Source organism: Psychrobacter jeotgali (assembly GCF_904846315.1).
Lineage (GTDB): Bacteria > Pseudomonadota > Gammaproteobacteria > Pseudomonadales > Moraxellaceae > Psychrobacter > Psychrobacter jeotgali.
Genome location: NZ_CAJHAF010000001.1, coordinates 2,047,152 through 2,068,946 on the forward strand (window position 1 = coordinate 2,047,152; position 21,795 = coordinate 2,068,946).

Here is a 21,795-nt window from a genome sequence, read left to right on the forward strand (position 1 = left end):
AACACTTTTAACTGCCATTTAAGCCCTAACTAAATAAAACTGTACTATCTAAAATAGTGCAGTTTTTATTGCTTATATTTATGACTTGTTTTTTCAGGAAAATTTGATTATAGAATGGACATTCTGCCTATAAATATAGCATATAAGTATGCATTCACATATTATTTTTTATCATAAGGATATGCCAATGAAGCCATTTTCATCAGCCAAATATTCTGCCTTTGCGGTCACTCTTTTTACTATTAGCGCCATCGGTATTGCAGGTTGTAGTGACGATCAAAGTGTCAAAGCAACAGAACGTGTCGAAGAAGCGGAAGCTTTAGCAAGAGTGAAATCACTTGAAGCTCGTGCAGAAGCGCTAAAAAGCGATGCTTCTTCAGCGCCGAGTAGTAAACTAACTATCAGTATGCCTGATGAATCTACCATTCCTGATAACGAATATGGAGAGTCCGTACGCCGAGGTCTACAAATCGTTAACAACACTTATAAGGAACTACCTGATCACGTGGGCAACCAGCTAAACTGTACCAGTTGTCACCTAAACAATGGCTCAGAAGCTTATGCGGCTCCATGGAATGGTCTGCCCGGTATTTTTCCTATCTATCGTTCACGTGATGCTCGAGTTAACTCATTACAAGAGCGTGTCAATGGTTGTTTTCAACGTTCGATGAATGGTAAATCCTTGGATTTGGGCTCAGATGATATGAACGCCATAATCTCCTACATGACTTGGCTATCACAAGATATGCCTATTGGGGTTTCTCCAGAGGGTCGAGGCTTTGTAGAAATCGACAATACCCTGACGCCTGACCCCGAAAAAGGTAAAGAAATATTTGCCTCTACCTGTGTCACTTGCCATGGCGAAAACGGTGAAGGACAGTACACTGACGGAGGTACTTACATCTACCCTGCTATCGCTGGAGATAACTCGTTCAATGACGGCGCAGGGATGGCGCGTACTTATAAAGCAGCTTCGTTTGTCAAAGGCAAGATGCCATTTGGGCAAGGCAACACTTTAACTGACCAAGAGGCGATTGATGTCTCGAGCTACTTTACTCAACTGCCCCGTCCGGTAAAAGCCAATAAAGACAAAGATTGGCCAAAAGGTGGTGCTCCAGTAGATGTGCGTCGTTAATAGTTTCTAGCTCTAGAGTTATAAACTACTAAGAAAAACCCCAATTACTGCAAAATAATTGGGGTTTTTTATGGTTAACATGAACTTTTATCTCAGAGGTTTTAAGGCAACTTCATATCGCCAGCAACCAGCAAACCCATACGGCGCATCACATAAGCGACTACACCGGCGATGATAGCAGGTAATATAAACATCAATAAGATAATAGCCGTCCACATTTGGGTATTACTCATAATGCCTTGCGAGGCTTCAATAACCCCAAATACGCCGACCAAACCAGCAGTGCCCATGCCTGCCCCAGTCGCCGTGCAAGCCAGCCCAAAAACCACGGTCGCAATAGGGCCAACGACAGCACTAGCAACAACGGCTGGCAATAAAACGATTGGCTTTTTGAGGACATTAGGAATCTGCAACATACTCGTACCTAAGCCTTGAGAGATGACGCCGCTCATGCCATTATCTTTAAAACTCGCCACTGCAAAGCCGATCATATGCGCCGCACAGCCAACCACTGCCGCACCGCCCGCTAAACCACCAAGACCGATAGCAATACAAATAGCCGCGCTGGAAGTCGGCAGCGTCAGTAAAATGCCAACCACCACCGCTATCACAATGCCCATAAGTAGTGGCTGTAACTCAGTTGCCGCTTGGATACCCTGCCCAATTGCATTTACCGCAGCAACCACTGGCGGATTGAGCAGCGCACAAACAATTAATGCCACACCGCAGACCAATAATGGGATAAGTAAAATATCCAGTTTGGTCTTACCCGCGACCCAAGTACCCGCACGATAAGCGAATACTGAGGTCAAATAAGCCCCAATCGGATTACCGGGTAGCGCCAAAAAGGTGGAAGGACCCGCTTCTTGCGGTATAAATAACGTCCCCGCCATCAGCGCTTCAGAATGCGCGCCTAACATGCCAGCGACCAAACAGCTGAGCATGACTAGCGTCGGCGCTTTAAGATAATAAGCAATACCAACGCCAATACCTGCGCCCATCATTACAGAAGCTAATTTACCGACATCGACTAACGCCGGCAGGTTTAACCAGCCCCCAATTTGCGAGATGATTAGTCCAGCAATTAAGGTGACAAATAATCCTAATGCCATGCCCGTAAAAGCATCGATAAAGTACTTTTGAAAAAACGCTTTGATAGGACTTGGCGCTGTTACCACGGTATTAGATATAGTCATCATTAGGCTCTTAGCTTAGGATTCTTAGGTTAGGGCTCTTAGATTATAAAAGTTAACTTATAAAAAAACCTTATAAAAAAAGCGTCCTAATGACGCTTTTAATTCGATAAATAATTAAACATTAGGATCTGTTGACTCTTACCCTAACGGCGCTGTTCAACGATAATAGAGTCAATACCATTATTTTGCAAACGCTGCTGAGCATTGGCAACCGCTTGGCGATTATTCATTGGTCGTGAGATAACTTGATAGATAGGCAAGCCATTACCGGTCATATTCTTCACCACTCTAGCATCTACCCCAGCCATAAGCACTTGCGCCCGGCGACGATCCGCTTCATCCGCACTGCTAAAACTATTAATTTGTAAGATATAAGTAGTGGCTGGTGCGGCTTGAACACTAGCGGCTGCATTATTAGTGTTTTGACGGTTTGCAGCATTATTACTGCTACTATTAGCGGCCGCGCTATTATTGACTGGTGTACCATCATAAGTGGCTTCTTCTTCAACGATAACAATATCATTATCACTGTCGGCATTTGCAGCATTGTTAGTACCACGGCTAGGCTCAATGACGGTACTTTCAGATATTCCAAAGTTACCCGGATCATCGCTACGCTCGGGTTGAGTGACTACTACATCAGGTTCAAAATCACCCGTCCCATCGTTGCTCATCTCACCCAAATCTTCATCAGGAATGGTAGCCATTTCTTGATTGGGTAAAATATCGTAAAACTCATAATCGCTATTATCGGTATCAGTATTGACACGAGGCTCAATCTGCCGGTCTTGTTCTCCTGCGGTGCTCCCAGCAGGACTGAAATCAAACAAAGGTGACAAGTATAAAAACACGCCAATCATAAGGGTCAATACGGCCCCAACGAACATCCATAGTAAGCCTGATACGCTACTCGATTTACGCTTTTCTGTGGCGCCTTTGGGTTTTTTGGCTAACATGGACTACTCTCTCCTTAGTGCATCTGTGGTTGCTATTCATCACTGAAAGTCTACGATTAGCAGTTATCGATTTTAACTATACTACATGCTCGACGGCGCTGATAGTCCCAGCAAGCTCAAACCATTTGCCAATACTTGGCGCACCGCTTTTGATAAGCGTAAACGGGCTTGCATCATTTCAAGCTCATCTGGGCTTGGGGTCTCACCTGAGGTTAAGCTGACCGGCATGATACGATTGCTGTCATACCAACCATGGAACAATCCTGCTAAGTCTTTTAGATAATTAGTCAAGATATGGGGCTCATAGCCAGTTGCGGCTCTCAATAAAGTAGCTGGGTAACCCGCTAAGAGCTTGATAAGCTCTTCTTCATTAGGCGCAGTCAGCCGTTGTTGTTGCTCAGCACCCACCGTGTCATCGACACTAAAGCCCTTGGCTTCTAGCTTCTCTAATACTCGGCAAACACGAGCGTGCGCATACTGAATATAATAGACTTGATTGTCTTTACTTTGCGACTTAGCCAGCTCCAAATCAAAGTCAACGTGCACCTCAGGCTTACGTGCCACATAATAAAAGCGCGCCGCATCGTTGCCAACCTCACCGCGCAATTCACGTAAAGTCACAAATTTACCCGAACGTGATGACATGGGCACCTTTTCATCTCCGCGCCATAACGCAACGAACTGTACCAGTACCACGTCTAAACGCTCAGCATCAATACCCAGTGCTAATAATGCCGCTTTCACCCGAGGCACATAACCGTGATGATCGGCGCCCCAGACATTAATGACTTTATCAAAACCACGATCGAATTTGTTTTTATGATAAGCAATATCAGAGGCAAAATAAGTGGTTTGACCATTAGCACGGCGTACCACCCGGTCTTTTTCATCGCCAAACTCAGTCGACTTAAACCAGATATTGCCATCTTTTTCGTATAGATATCCTTTGTCGTCTAGTATCTGTAAAGCAGGCTCAATCTCAGCATCGATTGATTTTTCACTGAACCAGCACTCATAACGTACGCCAAAGTCATTTAAATCGTCTTTAATATCAGCCAATATACTACTTAATGCCGCATTGAGAAACAGCTCATAATTGTCGCCAAGTAGCTTTTTACTATTAGCAATAAGTCCATCGATATGCGCTTCTTTATCGCCCGTAACCAGCTCCTTTACGCCAGCAGCATTGACTTCATACTGGGCATCGGCGGGCACATCTTTAACCACCTCGCTGAAGTGATAAACATAGCTATCACCATGTTGTAGCTTTAGTGTTTCGGCGATATCACGTACATAGTCGCCTACATAAGCATTTGATGGGAAGGTTACGCTCTCGCCGTTAGCTTGTAGGTAGCGCAAATAAGTACTGGTCGCCAAGATATCCATCTGCCGGCCCGCATCGTTGACATAATATTCACGGGTCACGTCATAACCAATAGCTTCTAATAAATTAGCCACGCTCATACCAAAAGCGGCACCGCGGCCATGCCCAACGTGCAAGCTTGAAGTCGGATTGGCAGAGACAAACTCTACTTGTACCTTTTGACCTTCAAACTGCTCACTTAAGCCAAATCTATCTTGCAACTTAAAGATATCATCTAGTACCGCAAATTTAGCATCACTATTCAAAAACACATTGATAAAACCGGGCCCTGCAATATCTATCTGACGAATATCTTGGTTGTCAGGCAGCGCATTGACAATCTGTTCAGCCAAGGCACGCGGATTGCTTTTAGCCGCTTTTGAAGCTGTCAAAGCGATATTACTAGCAAAGTCACCATGACTAACGTCTTTAGTACGGGTAATTTGACTGTTGTTTTGCCAATCAGCAGGCAGAACCTGTTGTTGTTTAAGTGCTTCAATGGCTTGGTTAAATAGTGAGGCTAGCGTATCAATTTGAGCTTGTGACATAAGAATATGGACTCGGATAAATAATAAGGTAGAGCAAAATGAGGAAAAACATCAATAGTCAGTAACGAATTATGGCACTGAACTATGTTAATAAAACGCTAAGTTAATAAAATGCTAATAAAATATAGAAATTTTATCTCTTTCTAAGCGGTCAATGCTAAGAATTGCTGATTAAATCAGCAACCTATAAATATAACAACCTTTAAAGGTTATTGCACCATTTGAACCAAAAATAACACCAAAATCTTACAGCATCGGCTTGATAGAATCGTTGAGGGATTAAAGATGATTGTAGGGTTACTGTTATGTTGCGATAGGGTTTATTTATAGCGCCCGCATTCCACGTTATAATACAGCTTACTATTTCACACCGTGAAGATATCTGAAGTTTATAATACATCCTATCTTTTAGATATTGCTCTAACTATCTGTTGATTGCTGATACTCTTTTGAGCCTAGGTGTTGTAAGGTATCGCTATCATCTTTGCAGAAATTTTATAAAAACAATAAACCCAGAGTAAACTACTCTACTATTTTATATATAGGATAAAACTATGTTTGCTATTGCTGCCAGCACCGTTACCAGTTGGGGAATGTACATTTTATTACCCATATTTATTGCCTTTTTATTTTTTATTATTTGGGATTTATCAAAGCAATCTAACGCTGGTCGCGCGGGTACCTTTTGGATGTTTTTAGCACTTGGAGCCGGCTTTATAGGATTTATACTCAAGGTGCTCATAGAGCTAGCATTTGAGAGATGGTTTATTTAACCCGTATTTATTAGGAAAAACTATCTTTTTTTCAACCATGACCTCACTGAATCGATAGCCATAAATATGAGCTCAAGATAGCCCAACCTTCATATGATGTTGACACTCAGGGTTACTTCTTCGCAATCAAGGTCGCCCGCTTCGGTGCTGGATAACCTTCAATGGTTTTAGTTAGATCATCAGGGTCTAAAAAGTCTGCGAGCGAATGATAGGTCATCCACTCGGTTTTGCGCTGCTCATCAAGGGGTGTTACCGCCACATCAACGCAGCGTACTTCGCTAAACCCTACCTTTTCCAGCCAGCCAGTTAATGCGGCGACCGACGGCAAAAAGTACACATTGTTCATTTGCGCATAACGATTGTGCGGCACCAGCACGGTATTGGCATCGCCATCAATCACTAGCGTTTCAAGTACTAGCTCGCCACCTTTTATCAGCTGCCCTTTGAGCTGCTGCAAATGCTCAAACGGTGACTGCCGATGATATAGCACTCCCATACTAAACACCGTATCAAACAGCTGACTGTGCTCCGGTAGTGCCTCAAGCGGCACGGGAATATAATGCGTACGGTAGCCGCCTGTTTCATGAGCATCAGCCGCACCTATAAAGTGCCGAATCGCCATAAACTGATGATAAAACAAGCACGACGGATCAATAATAATTACCGTATCTGCGCCCGCCCCTGCCATGCGCCAACCGTGATAACCTGAACCGCCGCCCACATCTAAAATGCGCCTATTTTTAAGCGGACTCAGATGCGGCGCGACTCGATCCCATTTCCAATCGCTACGCCATTCGGTATCTATCTTGATACCTAAGTCATCGCTACCGGTTTGAGTGCCAATCTGAAAAGGTCCTTTGCGCCATGGCATCAGCTGCTTGAGTAGCGCAGTAGTTTGTTTGCGCTCAGCATCATTCATCTGAGCATCAATCGTTATAGTAGCGTTATCTAAGTTGACGTTATCAATGGTCAATTCAGGCAAACGTGCCACTGCCGCTTGATACGCTGGCGCATGAGCGTAATTGGCTTTATCTTTGATATCATTTAGCCACTTGGGCAATTGCGCCAGCCACTCGTAAGCCATAGGCTGATTTTGCGCCCAGTCAAATAAGGCAAGATAGAGTTCACGTTCAGCATTGATGATGGTTTGATTGGTCATAGAAGTTTAATTCGAGTGGATTGGTGATATTAGCGGGTATTTTAAAAGTTAAAGATCACAAAAGCAAAAAGATTGGCCTCTAGATTTGAGTTCTTTAATGATGGGCAAATATGCAAGGCATGGCTCGGGTTTCTTTACAGGTTTATGCGCGCCTCGTCCCTCGGCAAGAGCGAAGCATAGCTTTCGTCTTGCGCTTAGGCAGAGCAGTACTCTGCTTAATCCTCGCTCACCCTCGGCGAAAACGAAGTATTATACAAGCTTAGCATTTAGCGATATTATATAATTTCCATAGGGTGCCGCCCAAATTTAAGTCAGGCGTAGGGTGGGTTAGCGAATGCGTAACCCACCAAATTAGAAGATCATAATTTCAATCGGTGGGTTACGTTTTTCGCAACGCTCTACGAGCGTTTAAAAACTAACCACACCCTACGCAAATCCCATCTTTAAAAAACCTCAACCCGAACCATAATAAATAGCCGTAAAAAAACCGATCTCGACAATAGCCTCGATTGTAGCGGTTATCCTGCTGGGTTGGATGAGTTGCGAGGGCTTGGTTTTGGGGCGGCTCGCGGAGCAAGAGACGCGCCAAACCTTAGCCGCTTGCCTCATACAAACCAGCAGATAATAGCGAAAAGCGAGATTAGCTCCCACAAATCATTTAAAACACCCTACTTAAACGCCACAATAGACACAAAGTTTAAAAACTGAAACCACGTCAGATGGCGCTTAAAACCGACTTGGTCTAAACGCTGATGATGCTCATCCAACGTATCGGTAATCAGCACGTTTTCAAGCGCATTACGCTTCCCGCTAATCTCCATCTCGCTATAGCCATTGGCACGTTTAAAATCATAATAACGCTCGACCAACCACGCATCGTATTGCTCATCAAGCGCATGGGTCTTTTCAGTCAATACCAATATGCCGCCCTCCTCTAGTGCGGCATATATTTTTTCCAATACCGCCACTCTATCCTCAGCGGGTAAAAACTGTAGGGTTAAATTCAAAATCACCATATCACAGGGTTCAAACTCGATATCACGAATATCGGCGGTGATCACTTCAATGTCATGTTCAGGATAATTATCGCTGAGTAAGGTTTTGGCCTCAGCGGTCATCGCAGGGGAAATATCGACTGCTTTAATTTGTAAATCGTGCGGCGCAAACTCACCTGCCAGCGCCATGCTAGCGCCGCCAAGCGAGCAGCCCAAATCATAAATTCGACTAACCCTTTGACCGCTAGCATTTTGCTGGCGATATTTGCAATGACGACGGGCAAATATCGGTAGCATGGCGAGCACTTGCCCATAACCCGGCACGCTACGGCGAATCATATCCGGAAAGCAAGCCACTACTTGTTCATCAAAAGAGAAGCGCGCCGCTTTATCCAGCGGCGTGGTAAAAGGCTTATCAAAAAGGGTGTCGTGTTTGACAGTGTTATTAGAAGGATTGTTGTTGGTAGATTGACTCATGATACCGCTCTAAAAATAGCAAAAGCCCATTATAACATTACTGTTTGTTACTTATCGCTATGAGCTTGCCTGCTAAGCTAAACGAATGCGAATTTAGATAATAAAACATTGAAAAATACAAATATTATAACAATATAAATAACTTAGCTCTTATTTATAATAACAGGTATAACAATAGGAAAAATTATGCAAACGATCGTATTAGGCGGTGGCTGTTTTTGGTGCACCGAATCGGTATTTTTATCGGTAAAAGGCGTGCAATCTGTAGTTTCAGGCTATATGGGCGGTGAAGCGGCTACAGCAAATTATCGCACAGTGTGCGGCGGCAATAGCGGTCATATCGAAGTGGTTAAAGTTGACTATGATGAGTCTGTAGTACCGTTAGAAGTGATATTAGACATCTTCTTTGCTACCCATGATCCTACCACTCGAGACCGTCAAGGTAATGATGTTGGTAGTCAGTACCGCAGTGCGGTTTTTTATACCAACGAAGACCAAAAGCCAACCATTGATCGCACAGTCAATAAACTACGTGATATGGGTATCGATGTGGTAACTGAGGTTCATCCAGCCGTTGAATTTTACAAGGCTGAGGATGAACATCAGGATTTCTTTAATAGAAACCCTAATCAAGCTTACTGCAACTTCTCCATACCGCCAAAGCTTGCCAAACTGCGTAAAGAGTTTAACCAGTATATGACCAACTAGTGATAAAAATAGACAACGAATAGTACAAAATCAGTTTGTCATCTGATAGATTTAGGTGCAATCAAAGCCAAGTGTCATTACACTTGGCTTTTTCATTGCGTTTAGCGCTATGATAATAAACAAATATATTTTTAATAAAAGAAACTGTTTCGGAAAAAAATATGAATCTAGAATTTTGGCAATCGCGTTGGTATGAGGGTCGTATTGGCTTCCATAAGTCTGCCGTTAATCCATTACTCACCCAATACTTCTCTGAGCTTGACCTACCAATAGGTAGCCAAATTTTTGTTCCATTGTGTGGCAAATCGGTAGATATGGTTTGGTTAGCTGCTCAAGGGTACGATGTAGTTGGTGTCGAATTGTCGGAGATTGCAGTAGAAGCTTTTTTCGCCGAACAAAACATCACACCTACCATACATCAATATAGCGACAACCCAGCAATCAAATACTATCAAGGTCAATTCACCAGTCAGACCACTGAGCAGACTATCACCTTATGGATCGCTGATATTTTTGCTGTAACGTCTAAAGATATTGGACATGTTGACGCTGTATATGATCGAGCCGCTTTGATAGCTTTGCCCGCTACTATACGTTCAGCTTATGCTGAACAAATACTTAGAATTTGCGGCAAGTCTAATGATAATAATAAAAAAGCGCCGCAATTATTGATTACCCTCGATTACGATCAAACTAAAAAAGACGGTCCACCTTTTTCAGTAACTAATACTCAAGTTGAACAATATTATGGTAATCATTATCAAATAATAGCGCTCAAAAGTAACACTTCTACTCTAAATTCAGCTAAAGAACTAACAGTAACAGAGGATGTTTGGCTGTTGAAAGACCTTTAATTGAGACCGCTCATAAGAATTATAGTTATCCTGCTAAGCTTCATTGCGATGTTAATGGTTGTATTGCCCGGGCCTTTTTATAAATATGAGGTTGTCGATTTGCAGACTGCTTTTTCAGGGTTCAAATTTAGTCTATATGCAGGGATTGCCGCACTCATATTATTGATCATTCAAATCCTATTCAAACGTGAAACAGTCAGCCTTAGTAGCACATTGACAGCCGAGTTGGTAGATGCAGCTGAGCAGGCCGCTAATAATTTAGGCTGGGAGCTGGTTAATGTCGATGCTAACATAAGCATCGCTAAAGCTACTGATACCACCGCTTGGTTTGGCTTTAAGGATGATGTGCTGATACGGGTGACTGATGATGCAACCAACGTTTGATCGATATTCGCAGTAAATCAAGAATGGGTAAGAGCGATTTGGGTAAAAATGCTGAGCGTATTCGTAATTTTATTAAGGAGTTGAATGGGATTTTATAAGCCTCACAACTGCACTGCCTTCTCGACCACTTTAAAGCTCAGCTCATTGTCTAGCGCTTTGAAATGCGCCTTACCGCAGCGGATTTTTTGTTGTTGCGGTAGCGGCAGTTTAGCCATATCTACCGCATGTCCTGCTGCGCTTTTGCCGCCTGTGTTTTTAGTTTCAGCAACGAAGTACAGCTGGCTCACTTCCCTACCATCATCACCGTCCTCTTTGATAACCGCCCAGTCAGGATTATAGCTACCTAGCGGCGTATTAATTTTAAACCAATTGGGCAGCTTAAAATAAAAGCGCACGCTCTCCATACTCTCACAATCATTTGCAAATTGGTGCTCAGTATTTGAGTCCAGCGGTATCAAATTATCAAAAATTGTTTTATGCGTATCGGTAACCTCGAAATGATAGTCGCTGGCATAGACATCCGTTGGCTGAGCCTCTAGCCTATCTAATAATCGCTGGGCATAAATTTGACCGTTCTTTTGGTACTCAATGCCTTTTACCATGAGGTCAGTCTGGGCTTGTTTAATAATCGCAATTAAGCGCTCTAGAAAGACTTGCGGATTGATAAGCATCTCATCAATACGTCCACTTTGACGCAATATTTCAACCAAGGTGGCACGAGTCAATTTGGTATGGCGAGCCAGATAAGCTAAGATATCAGGCAGTTGCCACACGCGCTGATTGACAGACGATTGATTAATGGTTGATTGATTAATATCGTTATCAGCGCCAGCATTACCACTGTTATCGCTATTATCCGTAGCATAATGCTGACGTTGGCTATTGACGGCTAATAAGCGACTCTCCACGCCGTCATCACTCATGGTCAGGCGTACTTTATTGGCTGCAATTTGCGGCGCGACTATCTCTTCCATATCGGCTATTAATTCGATAACGGCAGTGATTAATTCATCAGTATCAAAGCAGACTTGATACTGAGTCTTTTGTTTAATCTTATCCCAAATGGCTTTAAAGTTATCATCGAGCATAAAGCCTTTACGGTACTTAACCACTTGCTTGTGCGCTTGATTTTTTACCCGTCCTGCGAAGCTCACACCGCAATCCTCTGCAATCTCGTTTTGTAAGCTCTTAGCAAAGTCATCATAGCTTTCATTGGCAACGACAGTCAGAATATTAATCTGCTTATCATAGACCCGATGACCATCTGCACCGACGCATAGACGTAGACCACGACCAATTTCTTGGCGTTTTTTTAGGGTGGATTTGGTCTCGTTGAGGGTACATATCTGGAATACATTGGGATTGTCCCAGCCTTCACGCAATGCCGAATGGCTAAAGATAAACTGCAGCGGATTATTTAGATTCAGCAGCTTTTCTTTATCTTTCATAATCAAGCTATAAGTATCATCGTCGCCCTTGGTGGTACCAGAGGTGTCTTTAGCGCGCCCCTTTTTATCGACAGAAAAATAACCATTATGAATATCGCTGACCCCAGCCTGATAATGCGCCGCTAATTGCTGCTTTAAATCACGATACTTAGGCTTGTCTAATAACGTCTGATATAGCTCTTCAAACCACTGGGCAAATTTACCTGAGCGCGTATAGCCGCCTGTTTGATTAACCAAGTCATTATTAACCAGATAATTATCGACGCGGTCAATAAATAGTAGGGACAATACTTTAATGCCTTGCGGCAAGAGCTTACGCTGCTTATCTAAATGCGCCTCAATAGTGCGCTCAATTTGATAACGCATGACGCTATCGGTCATACCGCCAGTTTGCTGACCTTGATAAATCACTACGCCATTATCAAATTCAATGTAGCCCTCCACAGCGTTAATGCCGCTGACGATATAGCCATTGGCGTATATTTCACGCTCGGTCTTTTTATACAAATCATCGTTGTCACTGATGCTGATGGTTTTCTTTTTGACCACGCCTTTGACGTTGGCATAGACGCTGACCTTGGCGGTGATTTTGGTCTTTTTGGCGGTGACGCCCAGCAGCTCGATATAAGCCTCATTAAAGGCATCATCGCTCATGACGGAATCGACTTCGATTTGCTTAACCAGACCGGCATCATAAGCTTTGACCGGATTTAGGCTATAAAGCAGATGACGGCTGTACTTGTGCGTCGCTGAATAGCGCAGGGTAATCAGCGGATGTAGACTAGCAATAGCCTCCAAGCGCTTAGTAGTCTCCATATTTTGCGGTTCATCAACGATGACGATAGGATGGGTCGCTTGGATATATTCAATCGGGGCAACGCCTTGTTCACGGACTTGGTTGATGATGTTTTCGTCTTTGGCAAAAGCGTCAATGTTCATCACGAGGATTTGAATATTATGACTGGTGGCAAAGTCGCGTAGCCTATTTAGGTTTTTGCTATCGTATATACGCGCGTCCACGCGGGTATTGTCATACAGGGCGGCAAAATGCGCTTTGGTCATCTCGATAGACTTCATCACCCCTTCACGAATCGCTACTGAGGGCACGACAATCACAAATTTGCGCATGCCATAAGTCTGATACAGCTCGTAGATGCTACGCAGATAGACGTAAGTTTTGCCGGTGCCGGTCTCCATCTCTATAGAGGCGTTAAGTCCATATTGGGCAAGGTTTTTGTCGTCGTCATAGAGTGTGATTGACGGCTCGATATTATGTTCACGCTGCACCGCTTGGATATTATCCAGCACTTGCTCATCGCTAATAATGCGCTGATTGGCTATGGCTTGGCTGGTGATTTGCTGGCTAATCATTTGCTGATTAATGAGGGTCTTACTGCTTGCCACATCAATCGGCTGGGCTAAGGCAAAGTTATCAAGAGATGCATTTGTATCGAGCATGGAGGGCTGCCCACGAAAGATATCAACCACGGCATTGATAGCGTGGCTTTGGTGTTCAAGGTTTGGTTCAAAGATGAGGGTTATCATGGTTGTTTTGGCACTTTTATATGGGCTATATTTATGGTTTTTAGGCGTGGTTTGAACTACTAAGGATTGCTTAGGAGTTCATTCAAACAATTTTTTAATATTAGATTCTGCTAGATTAGGATAACCATCCACATCATCTTGGTAAGCTTCGCTGATAACCTTTTTAGTTTTTACAATTTTATTATATTTATTACTATTAAAAGTAAACTCCCATTCACTTAGACTCATCATAAATGAATAAAAATAACCTCTAAGGTTGTTATTTGATCCATAGAAGTAGTGTGCTTTGATCATTTCTTCAATTTTAAAAGAGTAATATGGTCTTCCATTTTTGACATTCCAAAACTTTACTAAGCGTGCTAGCGGCTTTATGAGGTTATAATTATCAATATTTTTCTGTGTAAACTCATTATTAAAGGAAAACGGCTCAGAATACATCCATGATTGATAATCGCTTCCCTTATTGGGAATTTGATAACCATACCACTGTTGATCCAATGCTGGAACTAGTTCGAATTTTATATGATTGAGTTCTAATACTATTGTAGGATGTGATTGTCTAATTTGAGAGCTACTATAATACTTATTCACGAAATTTCTTAACCAATTTAGATAAGTTTGAGGCTGATAGGACTTATCATCGAAAACAATCATTAGGTCAACATCTGAGCCTTCATCGTAGCATCTTGGTAAGATTGTACCTCTAGGGTATGATCCAAAAACTCTTTTATCTTCAATATTATTACCAAAATGGTAAACCAACCTACTCTTCAGAGTATCAACAGATTTCTTTATAGAATCTTTTTCAGAGTCACGAATGATTAACTCATTAGACTTTTGATTCAAAAAGGAATTAATGCTCATTATCTACCTCATAATCAGGTTCACCAGACTCAATCCCCTTTTTGGCTTTTTGATAAGCGTATTTTGGAATTCCTAGTGCTTCATTATTTATTTTATTTTTACGTTCTCGGATATTATTTGCCTTAGCAATAAAATCATTATCATTTAGAGTAGATGACTCTATATTACTTAAAAATCTTGCATCGCTTCTAATGGCATAAAAACTGTTTCCTGATGATTTATGAGCTTGTGCTTTTTCCGATGCGTTGAGAAACGTATTAATGCCTATAATTGTTGCCGAAAACAGAGCTGAAAGCGTAATAAGCCACTGGTAACCTTCTGCTAATGAAGTCAAACCTGCGATAGCTGCTGCTATTGCGCCAGTGACTCCCATAAAAATATTGATTTTACTCCAAAAATCAGCAGCGTTAAAATGTCCTTTCATACTATATAGACTGTCTTCTTCAATACGTCTCAGTTCCTTGTATAACTCCTGCCTGACATTATTCATACCCACCCCCTAAACACACCCAACCACCAACCCAGCATCCTCAAACTGCAACACGATATTGGCCTTATTGGCATCATCGCTAAAAGCTCTATCCATAATCAAAGTTTTATTGGGGGCGGTGGTGATAATTTGCGTGGCTTTGCTAGTGGTCATGTCATCTAGGACTATCGCTAGGCTCATTGATATGCCTGTGCCCTCAGAACTGTCAGCATCATCATTACTATATTGTAGCGCATCGTTTTGGGTGACCAGATAATAGCCGTCAGCTTCACTGACAGTAGCGGTCAAAGTATAGCCTTCTTTAAGCATCAGCTCGGTGATGATACCGTCAGTGGTGGCATTATCGCTGATAGGGTCAAGGTGCTTTTCTAACTGCGCCATTAGACTGTCGGCGTCATAATTGGCGGGCTGCTGCCACGGGATAAAGTTACTGTCGGCAAGCTTGTACGCCTTAAAACCAAAATCAAGCGCCTTGCTATCGACGGATTCAGGCAGCTCGGAGGTGATATGGGCAGCGGCACGGCGGATACGCTCTTTGGATATCTCGGCAATATTGCTGAATCCTGCTTTATAAGCTTCGCTGTCTGCTTCCGTGGCTTCGGGGATTTGTACCATGATAAACTTGCGCTTGCCCGCTTCGCCATTTTCTGCCTCTTCAGCATTTAACGCCATGACAGCATGAGCGGTAGTTGAAGAACCTGCGAAAAAGTCGAGAATAATCCCTTCATTACACGCTATACTAATAATATGTTTTAAAAGCTCTATTGATTTTGGAAAAGAGAAATGTAATTTATTTTTTTTGATCCATTTTGTAGATGCTTGTGAATCAAAGAAAAGAATTGATCTAGGAGTAGATTTTTCATTACCCTCTAGATAGTTCTTCAAACGTGGTATCGTTTCTTCAGTTGCTCCAAAAGCTATCATATCTTCTTTAATAAGGGCATCTAAACTTTCCTTTGAAAAAGCCCAACCTCTAGTGCTAGTTGCGCAAGGCTTCTTAGTTATTGGATGAATAATATCGTAAAAATTCTTACTATTAGGTGCAGTTAGATCGCCTGCATGAAACAGCCCTTTGCTGTCCATATTTGTATAGTGATCAAATTCATAAAATTTAGGATACTTCGTTAAGGCTCTTATTTCTTCAACTATCTCTGTGTTATCCGAAGTATTTCTAAAAACAGCGTTAGCTCTACTTTTAAACTCATCAACAAAGTTCTTTTTGACTTTCCACGTTCCTAAGTTACTTTTAGCCTTGCCGTAAATCAAAATATACTCATGAGTAACGGAAACCAACTGAGAGTTGTTTTTACTCGAATTAGAAGCAACAATTATCTCAGCTACAAAATTCTCCTCCCCAAATATCTCATCCATCAGCAAGCGCAAATTCGCCACTTCATTGTCGTCTATCGACACAAAGATAACGCCATCATCACGCAGTAAGCTTTTTGCCAGTGCCAATCTTGGATACATCATATTCAGCCAGTTGCTATGATACTGACCATTTTCTTTTCGATTTGATTGCATCCCATCGCTATGGGTCAGATTACCGTCCGCATCGGTTTGCCCTGCCCGCGCCTTATAGTCCGCAATGCTCTCACTAAAATCGTCAGCATAGACAAAGCGGTCATTGCCCGTATTGTATGGCGGGTCGATATATATCATCTTAATACGGCTGTGATAGCTCTTTTGCAGTATCTTCAGCACCGCCAAGTTATCGCCTTCGATAAATAGGTTTTGCGACGTATCAAAATCGACCGATTCATCAGGTGCGGGCACTAGCGTCTGACTGGTTGGCGTTTTTAGCTCACGATAGACCTGATGCTTGCCCGCCCAGCTTAGCCCATACGCCTCTTGCGCGGGTGCGATATCTTGCTCGGACAGCAGCGCGGTGAGTTTACGGATATCGAGCTGCCCTTCACTGAACGCCTCTGGCATTAACTGCTTGAGCTTGGCAAGGGTTATCTGTTGCGGGGTTTGGCTGGTAGGATGTATCGGATTACTCATAGTTGCGGCTACAATATTCGTGAAAGGACAAGATAATTAACATATACAAGTTAGCATCGGGACAGTATAGCAATAGCGTTATGGATAGTGCGACTTTTTCAGCGATTCAGACGACATTGAATGACGTTAGACTTCATTCCAAAACCCACCCCAACCTCACACCTATATCAATCTATAGTAATTATTTATAGCCATAGTCCTTCGATAGCTTTTCTTTATAACCAATATTGGTTACTCTAAAGCACCACTATCATATTGAATTTTTGATTGTTTTATCCAAACTGCCACTTTTACCTTTATAGGATATTTTCATGCGTTTGACTCATTTTTCTACTTTATCGCTATTGGCTGCTGCTATCGGACTTAGTTTTGCCAGCACCGCTGGGGCCGCTAGACCACCTGCGCCCGACTTGTCTAATAGCGAGTTTCAGCAGTGTCTAGATAGATTACAAAGCTCTAGCAAGTTTCGCGGAGTTGATAGCTATACCTTTAACACCTATCGTCCTAGCCAGCCTGATCCTAGCGTCATCCAATCGCTGAACTATCAGCCTGAATTTCAAAAAGACGTTTGGGATTATCTGTCCGTATTAGTAGATAAAGAACGGGTTGAAGACGGTATTCGTGCCAAGCGTCAATGGGGCGACACGCTACGCCAAATTGAATCACGTTATGGCGTCAAGCCTGAGCACGTCTTAGGCGTGTGGGGTGTGGAGTCCAATTTCGGTCAGACTTTGGGCAAAAAGCCGTTATTTGAATCCTTAGCGACGCTATCTTGCTTTGACCGTCGTCAGAGCTATTTCCAAGGTGAGTTCGCCAATGCGCTCAAAATCGTCCAGCGTGGTGATATTGCGCCAAGCGACATGACTGGCTCATGGGCAGGGGCATTTGGACAGACCCAGTTTATGCCGAGTACCTTTTTAGAGTTGGCGGTGGATTTTGATGGTGATGGTCGCCGAGATCTCGTTAATAGCGTACCGGATGCACTTGCTTCTACCGCTAACTTCTTGGACAATCGTGGTTACCGCACAGGTGAGCCTTGGGGCTATGAAGTCAAACTTCCTGATGGCTACTGGGCGGCCTCTAACCGCAAAGATAAAAAGTCGATGAGTCACTGGCGTAATCAAGGCTTAACACTGGCTAATGGTAGCCCATTGCCTTACGACTTGAGCAGTGCTGGTTTATTATTGCCAGCAGGCAAAGATGGCCCAGCATTTTTAGTAGGTAAGAATTTCGATACATTTTACTCTTATAACGCTTCAGAGAACTATGCGCTAGCTATTGCTCACTTGTCTGATCTAATCGCTAAAGAGGACAGCAGCAAAACAGACTTTATTACCGCATGGCCGACCGATGATCCCGGCATTAGCCGTCAGCAAGCCAAAGATATCCAGCAAGCATTACTTAATGCCGGCTATGATATCGGCGGTGTTGATGGCATTATTGGGGATAATACCCGCACCGCTATTCAGCAATACCAAACCAGTCGTGGTATTTTCCCCGCAGATGGACGTGCTGGACAAAGGTTCTATAGTCAAATCACGCAAGGTCAAACTCAAACACCAAGCGCTAGACCTTCTATGCCTGTACCAACTGATCGAATGGGACAGTTGATCGAGCATCAAACCACCATTACTCCAAGCACTTCTTCGTATTCAGCACCGAGTCAGCCAACAACTTCAGGCAATACTCGCTATCGCCGTATAATAGGAAGCGATGGGGTAACTCGTCTGGTACGGGTTGATGAAGGCTCGTAATAATGGGCGACTTTCTAGTAGTAAACTGACAGTAAAAAGCCACGCTTATTAAGCGTGGCTTTTTATTGCTATTACTGACTATATGCTACTTTCTTTGAAGCTACAGACCTCTAAATCATAGGCCTTAAATAGTAAGCATTCAACCAGTGGATTAGTTATACGATAGGTGGGGGATTAGGTTTACCTGTGTCGCCATCCCAGTTCTCGCGCGCTTTTTCATCAAGATCTTCTGGCGTTTTGGGTTCCCATTTACCATTTTCTCTCCACGTTTTATCGCCCCAGTCATCGTCATCGTCTTCGTCATCATCCCATTTCTTATAAGTCTTACTGGGATCAATACCGCGGCGCTTCATCTCTGCCACTTGCTCTTCTAGCGTACGAAACTGATCCGCATCGATCATGGTCTCTTCTAACTTATCAAACTCTTGCTTTAAATCTTTATTTTTAGAATCGGTCATTATATTCTCCTTAATAAGTCAAAAATCATTCAAAATTTAAGTGGTCATAGCATAGTATTATTTTACTTCGTAACACTGCTAATAATTATTTTAATTGTAGTGAGTAGAAATAAAAGTATGAGCAAAAAGCTAACGGAATCTAATACTAACAGCGGAAGCAACTCTCTATCATTTATTATCGTAGCTACATAATAAGAGATTAACAATGGCTAGCACGTATGCTTTGTATTACAAAACGTAGCAGTGCTCACTTGCACACTTAACTCTACCACAGTCTAGCGGATATTAACCAACCGTAAAGCTCAGATTTATATCAACCAAGCATCTCTATTTCGGCAGACGCTCCTACCAGCTGCTGCACCCTTCTACTCAAGTTATCATTGTATTTGCTGGCATAAAAAACCAAAGGCTGACTGAGCTCAGGGTTATGCGATAAAGCTAACATCTTATTGACCACTAATAAATGTTGTACACGAGCAGCGATAGCTTGTCCCGAATCTACTATTTGTATAGGCAATTGCTGCTCTTTTATTTCCCGTAATAAAAAGTCCTTAAAGAAAGGATAATGCGTACAACCGAGCACCAGATAATCAACACCTACACTTGCAAACTCACGTATTCGTTGGCGCAAAGTATCCGCAGTTGCAGAATGCTCTGGCATACCGTCCTCAACCCAAGGCACTAGCAGAGGGTCAAAATATTTGGTCACAGTAGTATTATTAGGAGCGGCAATCTCAGTAATCACCTGGTTAAGTAACGTTCCCTCTAGTGTAGCTTTGGTAGCCAATACCGCTACATGTCCAGTCTGGGTAGCAAGTACTGCAGGTTTTAATGCCGGCACTAAACCCACGATAGGTAGGTTAGGATAGCGATAACGAGCCGCTTCAAGCGCATAGGCTGAGGCACTATTACAGGCGATGACAATTAGCTTACAGCCTTGTTGATATAACCAGTCAATGGCATTCAAGGTCAAGGCTTCAATATCCTTACTGTCACGCGTACCGTAGGGCACATTTAAAGTATCTGCATAATATATATAACGTTCGGCTGGGAGTTGCTGGGCTAAGTGCAAATAGACCGAAAGACCGCCAATACCAGAATCAAATAAACCGATGGGCGCGCTGCTTTTATTATTAGCGTTTAAGTCAACAAGCTTAAATTGAGCAGAACTATTTTGCACCCTACTCTTTTGAGCCTGACATCCTCGGCCCACGTTATCTACCTTGGTTTGATGACTGAGCGTTTTACTATCTGTTGTTAGACTTACTATTGTCATATCAAAGGTGCCATCATCGCTATACCCACTCTCGTACTCTCGTACTCTTAGTTTTTATTACGTGCTTGCCTTGCTACTTATTGCCCCAGTCAAAGCTTAAGTTAAAACCGTTTGCCCTGAACCTCTCAGATAAGGAGTGTCATTAACTAGATTATGAAATATGAAAATAAAAATGCAAATGTTTTAATCGACGACTGGTTCTAGTATATATGTTAATGATTAGGCATAGACAGCTGATAATCTTTTCCGCCACTATTTAAGGTTAATATAGTGATATCGTCTTCTTCAGTCAGCTCACCGATTTCGATTAAGTGATAAAAAGTATTACGCCCAATTAATGCCGTCAAATTATTACGAACCAGCATATAAGGTCGAACCTGCTCTACAGACTCTTGAAGATTAGCATCATCGATCCCAGCTTCTTCTCCATTTTTCTGCTCATCTGTTGCCTGATAAGCGTGCAATGTCATCGGATGTGCTTCATCTAACCGTACCACATCACCAGTCGTAGTCGTAAATTCCAACCAATTCACTCCCTCTTCTTTTACGATACCCACATCATTGATAAGTAGCGGGGCATCTTCAACAGTGATACGAAGTTTTTGTACTGGCGTTTTTAAAAAATATTCACTTTTGCCGTCTTTTTTTTCTTTCCATAGCACCGTTGCAAACAAGTCCACTAATGACTGCCTAGTCACTAGCCGACCTTCATGCCACCATTCCCCATTGGCTTTAATCACCAAATCCATATCCATGACTTGCTTAGGCTCCCACTTATCAAGTGGCGGAATACTGCGACCTTGGCGAGTACCTGCTGAAGACTTTAAATACTGATCAAGAGCCCCCATGTCATTTAGGTCAGAAGGCAGACTCTGCAAGCTCTCAGCACTGTTTTTATTATTATCATTTTGGGACTTATTATTATTATTTATCATACAGTTTCCTAATGATTAATTAAAGTTTGGTATATTGGCTATTACTATCAATTATGCTTTCAAACATGATAAAAGCCCTTCACTACTGTAGAATCGATATCTTGATTCTACCTTAACACTGATACCTATAAATGCGTATCGTGTTTATGAGACTTTTCTTTTATAATGATGTGTCAATTTATACCACAAAAAACAGCTTTTATCGGGTAGCCATATATCTAAGACTTATCACGGTTGCAAGTCTTACTATTTATTGCGACGTAATCCATGTCATAGATAAGCCACTAGGAATTTAGGAGTAGGTATGCAAGAACAAGATAAGCAAACGCCAGTCGTTGATGAGAATATAGACACTAATACGCCTGTAAACACTGAGAAAACTAATACTGCGAACACTGAAGCTGAAACGGTAGAAGCTGATGTAGTAGAGACTGAAACACCTGTAGCTGAACCTGAAGTTGCTCCTGAACCTG

At 42.6% G+C, this 21,795-nt stretch carries 19 protein-coding genes; 7 read left to right on the forward strand and 12 right to left on the reverse strand.

What is annotated here, in order from left to right; genetic code table 11:
- The first annotated feature begins 187 nt into the window (after positions 1 to 187).
- Entirely contained in the window at positions 188 to 1,135 is a 948-nt protein-coding gene (locus JMX18_RS08375) for a c-type cytochrome (RefSeq protein WP_201586787.1), read from the forward strand.
- Between the two features lie 101 nt (positions 1,136 to 1,236).
- Here the strand turns inward: JMX18_RS08375 and JMX18_RS08380 are convergent, their stop codons facing one another.
- From JMX18_RS08380 to argS, 3 genes are all read right to left on the reverse strand, one after another.
- Complete coding sequence (locus JMX18_RS08380; RefSeq protein ID WP_265088821.1) at positions 1,237 to 2,334, reverse strand: PTS transporter subunit IIC; 1,098 nt, start codon at positions 2,332 to 2,334, stop codon at positions 1,237 to 1,239.
- A 140-nt stretch (positions 2,335 to 2,474) separates the two neighbouring features.
- Positions 2,475 to 3,287 (reverse strand): SPOR domain-containing protein, encoded by an 813-nt coding sequence (locus JMX18_RS08385; protein WP_201586789.1) that lies wholly within the window; start codon positions 3,285 to 3,287, stop codon positions 2,475 to 2,477.
- 81 nt (positions 3,288 to 3,368) lie between these two features.
- Positions 3,369 to 5,198 carry an arginine--tRNA ligase gene (gene argS, locus JMX18_RS08390; protein ID WP_201586790.1) on the reverse strand — a complete coding sequence of 610 codons (1,830 nt, stop codon included), beginning with the start codon at positions 5,196 to 5,198 and terminating at the stop codon, positions 3,369 to 3,371.
- Between the two features lie 554 nt (positions 5,199 to 5,752).
- On the opposite strand from argS, the gene JMX18_RS08395 reads away from it, so the two are divergent.
- Positions 5,753 to 5,971, forward strand: coding sequence for a DUF2788 domain-containing protein (locus JMX18_RS08395; protein WP_201586791.1), 219 nt, complete (start codon positions 5,753 to 5,755; stop codon positions 5,969 to 5,971).
- A gap of 112 nt (positions 5,972 to 6,083) precedes the next feature.
- Here JMX18_RS08395 and cmoB read toward each other — a convergent pair whose 3' ends face one another.
- Both cmoB and cmoA read right to left on the reverse strand, forming a co-directional pair.
- Positions 6,084 to 7,130, reverse strand: a complete 1,047-nt coding sequence (cmoB, locus tag JMX18_RS08400) for a tRNA 5-methoxyuridine(34)/uridine 5-oxyacetic acid(34) synthase CmoB (RefSeq protein ID WP_201586792.1) — start codon at positions 7,128 to 7,130, stop codon at positions 6,084 to 6,086.
- 668 nt (positions 7,131 to 7,798) lie between these two features.
- Positions 7,799 to 8,602, reverse strand: a complete 804-nt coding sequence (cmoA, locus tag JMX18_RS08405; RefSeq protein ID WP_201586794.1) for a carboxy-S-adenosyl-L-methionine synthase CmoA — start codon at positions 8,600 to 8,602, stop codon at positions 7,799 to 7,801.
- A gap of 186 nt (positions 8,603 to 8,788) precedes the next feature.
- Here cmoA and msrA point away from each other — a divergent pair, with 186 nt between their 5' ends.
- The 4 genes from msrA (at position 8,789) to JMX18_RS13260 (ending at position 10,646) form a co-directional block, all read left to right on the forward strand.
- Positions 8,789 to 9,310, forward strand: a complete 522-nt coding sequence (msrA, locus tag JMX18_RS08410) for a peptide-methionine (S)-S-oxide reductase MsrA (RefSeq protein ID WP_201586795.1) — start codon at positions 8,789 to 8,791, stop codon at positions 9,308 to 9,310.
- 161 nt (positions 9,311 to 9,471) lie between these two features.
- Complete coding sequence (gene tmpT, locus JMX18_RS08415; protein ID WP_201586796.1) at positions 9,472 to 10,164, forward strand: thiopurine S-methyltransferase; 693 nt, start codon at positions 9,472 to 9,474, stop codon at positions 10,162 to 10,164.
- 48 nt (positions 10,165 to 10,212) lie between these two features.
- Positions 10,213 to 10,548 (forward strand): DUF1499 domain-containing protein, encoded by a 336-nt coding sequence (locus JMX18_RS08420; protein WP_265088822.1) that lies wholly within the window; start codon positions 10,213 to 10,215, stop codon positions 10,546 to 10,548.
- Between the two features lie 23 nt (positions 10,549 to 10,571).
- On the forward strand, positions 10,572 to 10,646 hold the full coding sequence (locus JMX18_RS13260) for a DUF1499 domain-containing protein (protein ID WP_265088834.1): 75 nt from the start codon (positions 10,572 to 10,574) through the stop codon (positions 10,644 to 10,646).
- 3 nt (positions 10,647 to 10,649) lie between these two features.
- On the opposite strand, the gene JMX18_RS08425 is transcribed toward JMX18_RS13260, so the two are convergent.
- The 4 genes from JMX18_RS08425 to JMX18_RS08440 all read right to left on the reverse strand — a co-directional run bounded on the left by JMX18_RS08425 (position 10,650) and on the right by JMX18_RS08440 (position 16,899).
- Positions 10,650 to 13,541 (reverse strand): restriction endonuclease, encoded by a 2,892-nt coding sequence (locus JMX18_RS08425; RefSeq protein WP_201586797.1) that lies wholly within the window; start codon positions 13,539 to 13,541, stop codon positions 10,650 to 10,652.
- 78 nt (positions 13,542 to 13,619) lie between these two features.
- On the reverse strand, positions 13,620 to 14,405 hold the full coding sequence (locus JMX18_RS08430) for an SMODS domain-containing nucleotidyltransferase (protein ID WP_201586801.1): 786 nt from the start codon (positions 14,403 to 14,405) through the stop codon (positions 13,620 to 13,622).
- Positions 14,395 to 14,895: an SLATT domain-containing protein gene (locus tag JMX18_RS08435; RefSeq protein ID WP_201586802.1), complete on the reverse strand. Its 501-nt coding sequence runs from the start codon at positions 14,893 to 14,895 to the stop codon at positions 14,395 to 14,397. The genes JMX18_RS08430 and JMX18_RS08435 overlap by 11 nt, the downstream gene beginning before the upstream one ends.
- A 9-nt stretch (positions 14,896 to 14,904) precedes the next feature.
- Entirely contained in the window at positions 14,905 to 16,899 is a 1,995-nt protein-coding gene (locus JMX18_RS08440; protein WP_201586803.1) for a site-specific DNA-methyltransferase, read from the reverse strand.
- 311 nt (positions 16,900 to 17,210) lie between these two features.
- Here JMX18_RS08440 and JMX18_RS08445 point away from each other — a divergent pair, with 311 nt between their 5' ends.
- Positions 17,211 to 18,653, forward strand: coding sequence for a lytic murein transglycosylase (locus JMX18_RS08445; protein ID WP_201586804.1), 1,443 nt, complete (start codon positions 17,211 to 17,213; stop codon positions 18,651 to 18,653).
- Between the two features lie 155 nt (positions 18,654 to 18,808).
- On the opposite strand, the gene JMX18_RS08450 is transcribed toward JMX18_RS08445, so the two are convergent.
- From JMX18_RS08450 to JMX18_RS08460, 3 genes are all read right to left on the reverse strand, one after another.
- Positions 18,809 to 19,111 carry a hypothetical protein gene (locus JMX18_RS08450; RefSeq protein ID WP_201586805.1) on the reverse strand — a complete coding sequence of 101 codons (303 nt, stop codon included), beginning with the start codon at positions 19,109 to 19,111 and terminating at the stop codon, positions 18,809 to 18,811.
- Between the two features lie 313 nt (positions 19,112 to 19,424).
- Complete coding sequence (gene murI / locus JMX18_RS08455; protein WP_227674613.1) at positions 19,425 to 20,291, reverse strand: glutamate racemase; 867 nt, start codon at positions 20,289 to 20,291, stop codon at positions 19,425 to 19,427.
- Between the two features lie 308 nt (positions 20,292 to 20,599).
- Positions 20,600 to 21,322, reverse strand: coding sequence for a DUF1285 domain-containing protein (locus tag JMX18_RS08460; protein WP_201586809.1), 723 nt, complete (start codon positions 21,320 to 21,322; stop codon positions 20,600 to 20,602).
- Positions 21,323 to 21,795 lie beyond the last annotated feature (473 nt).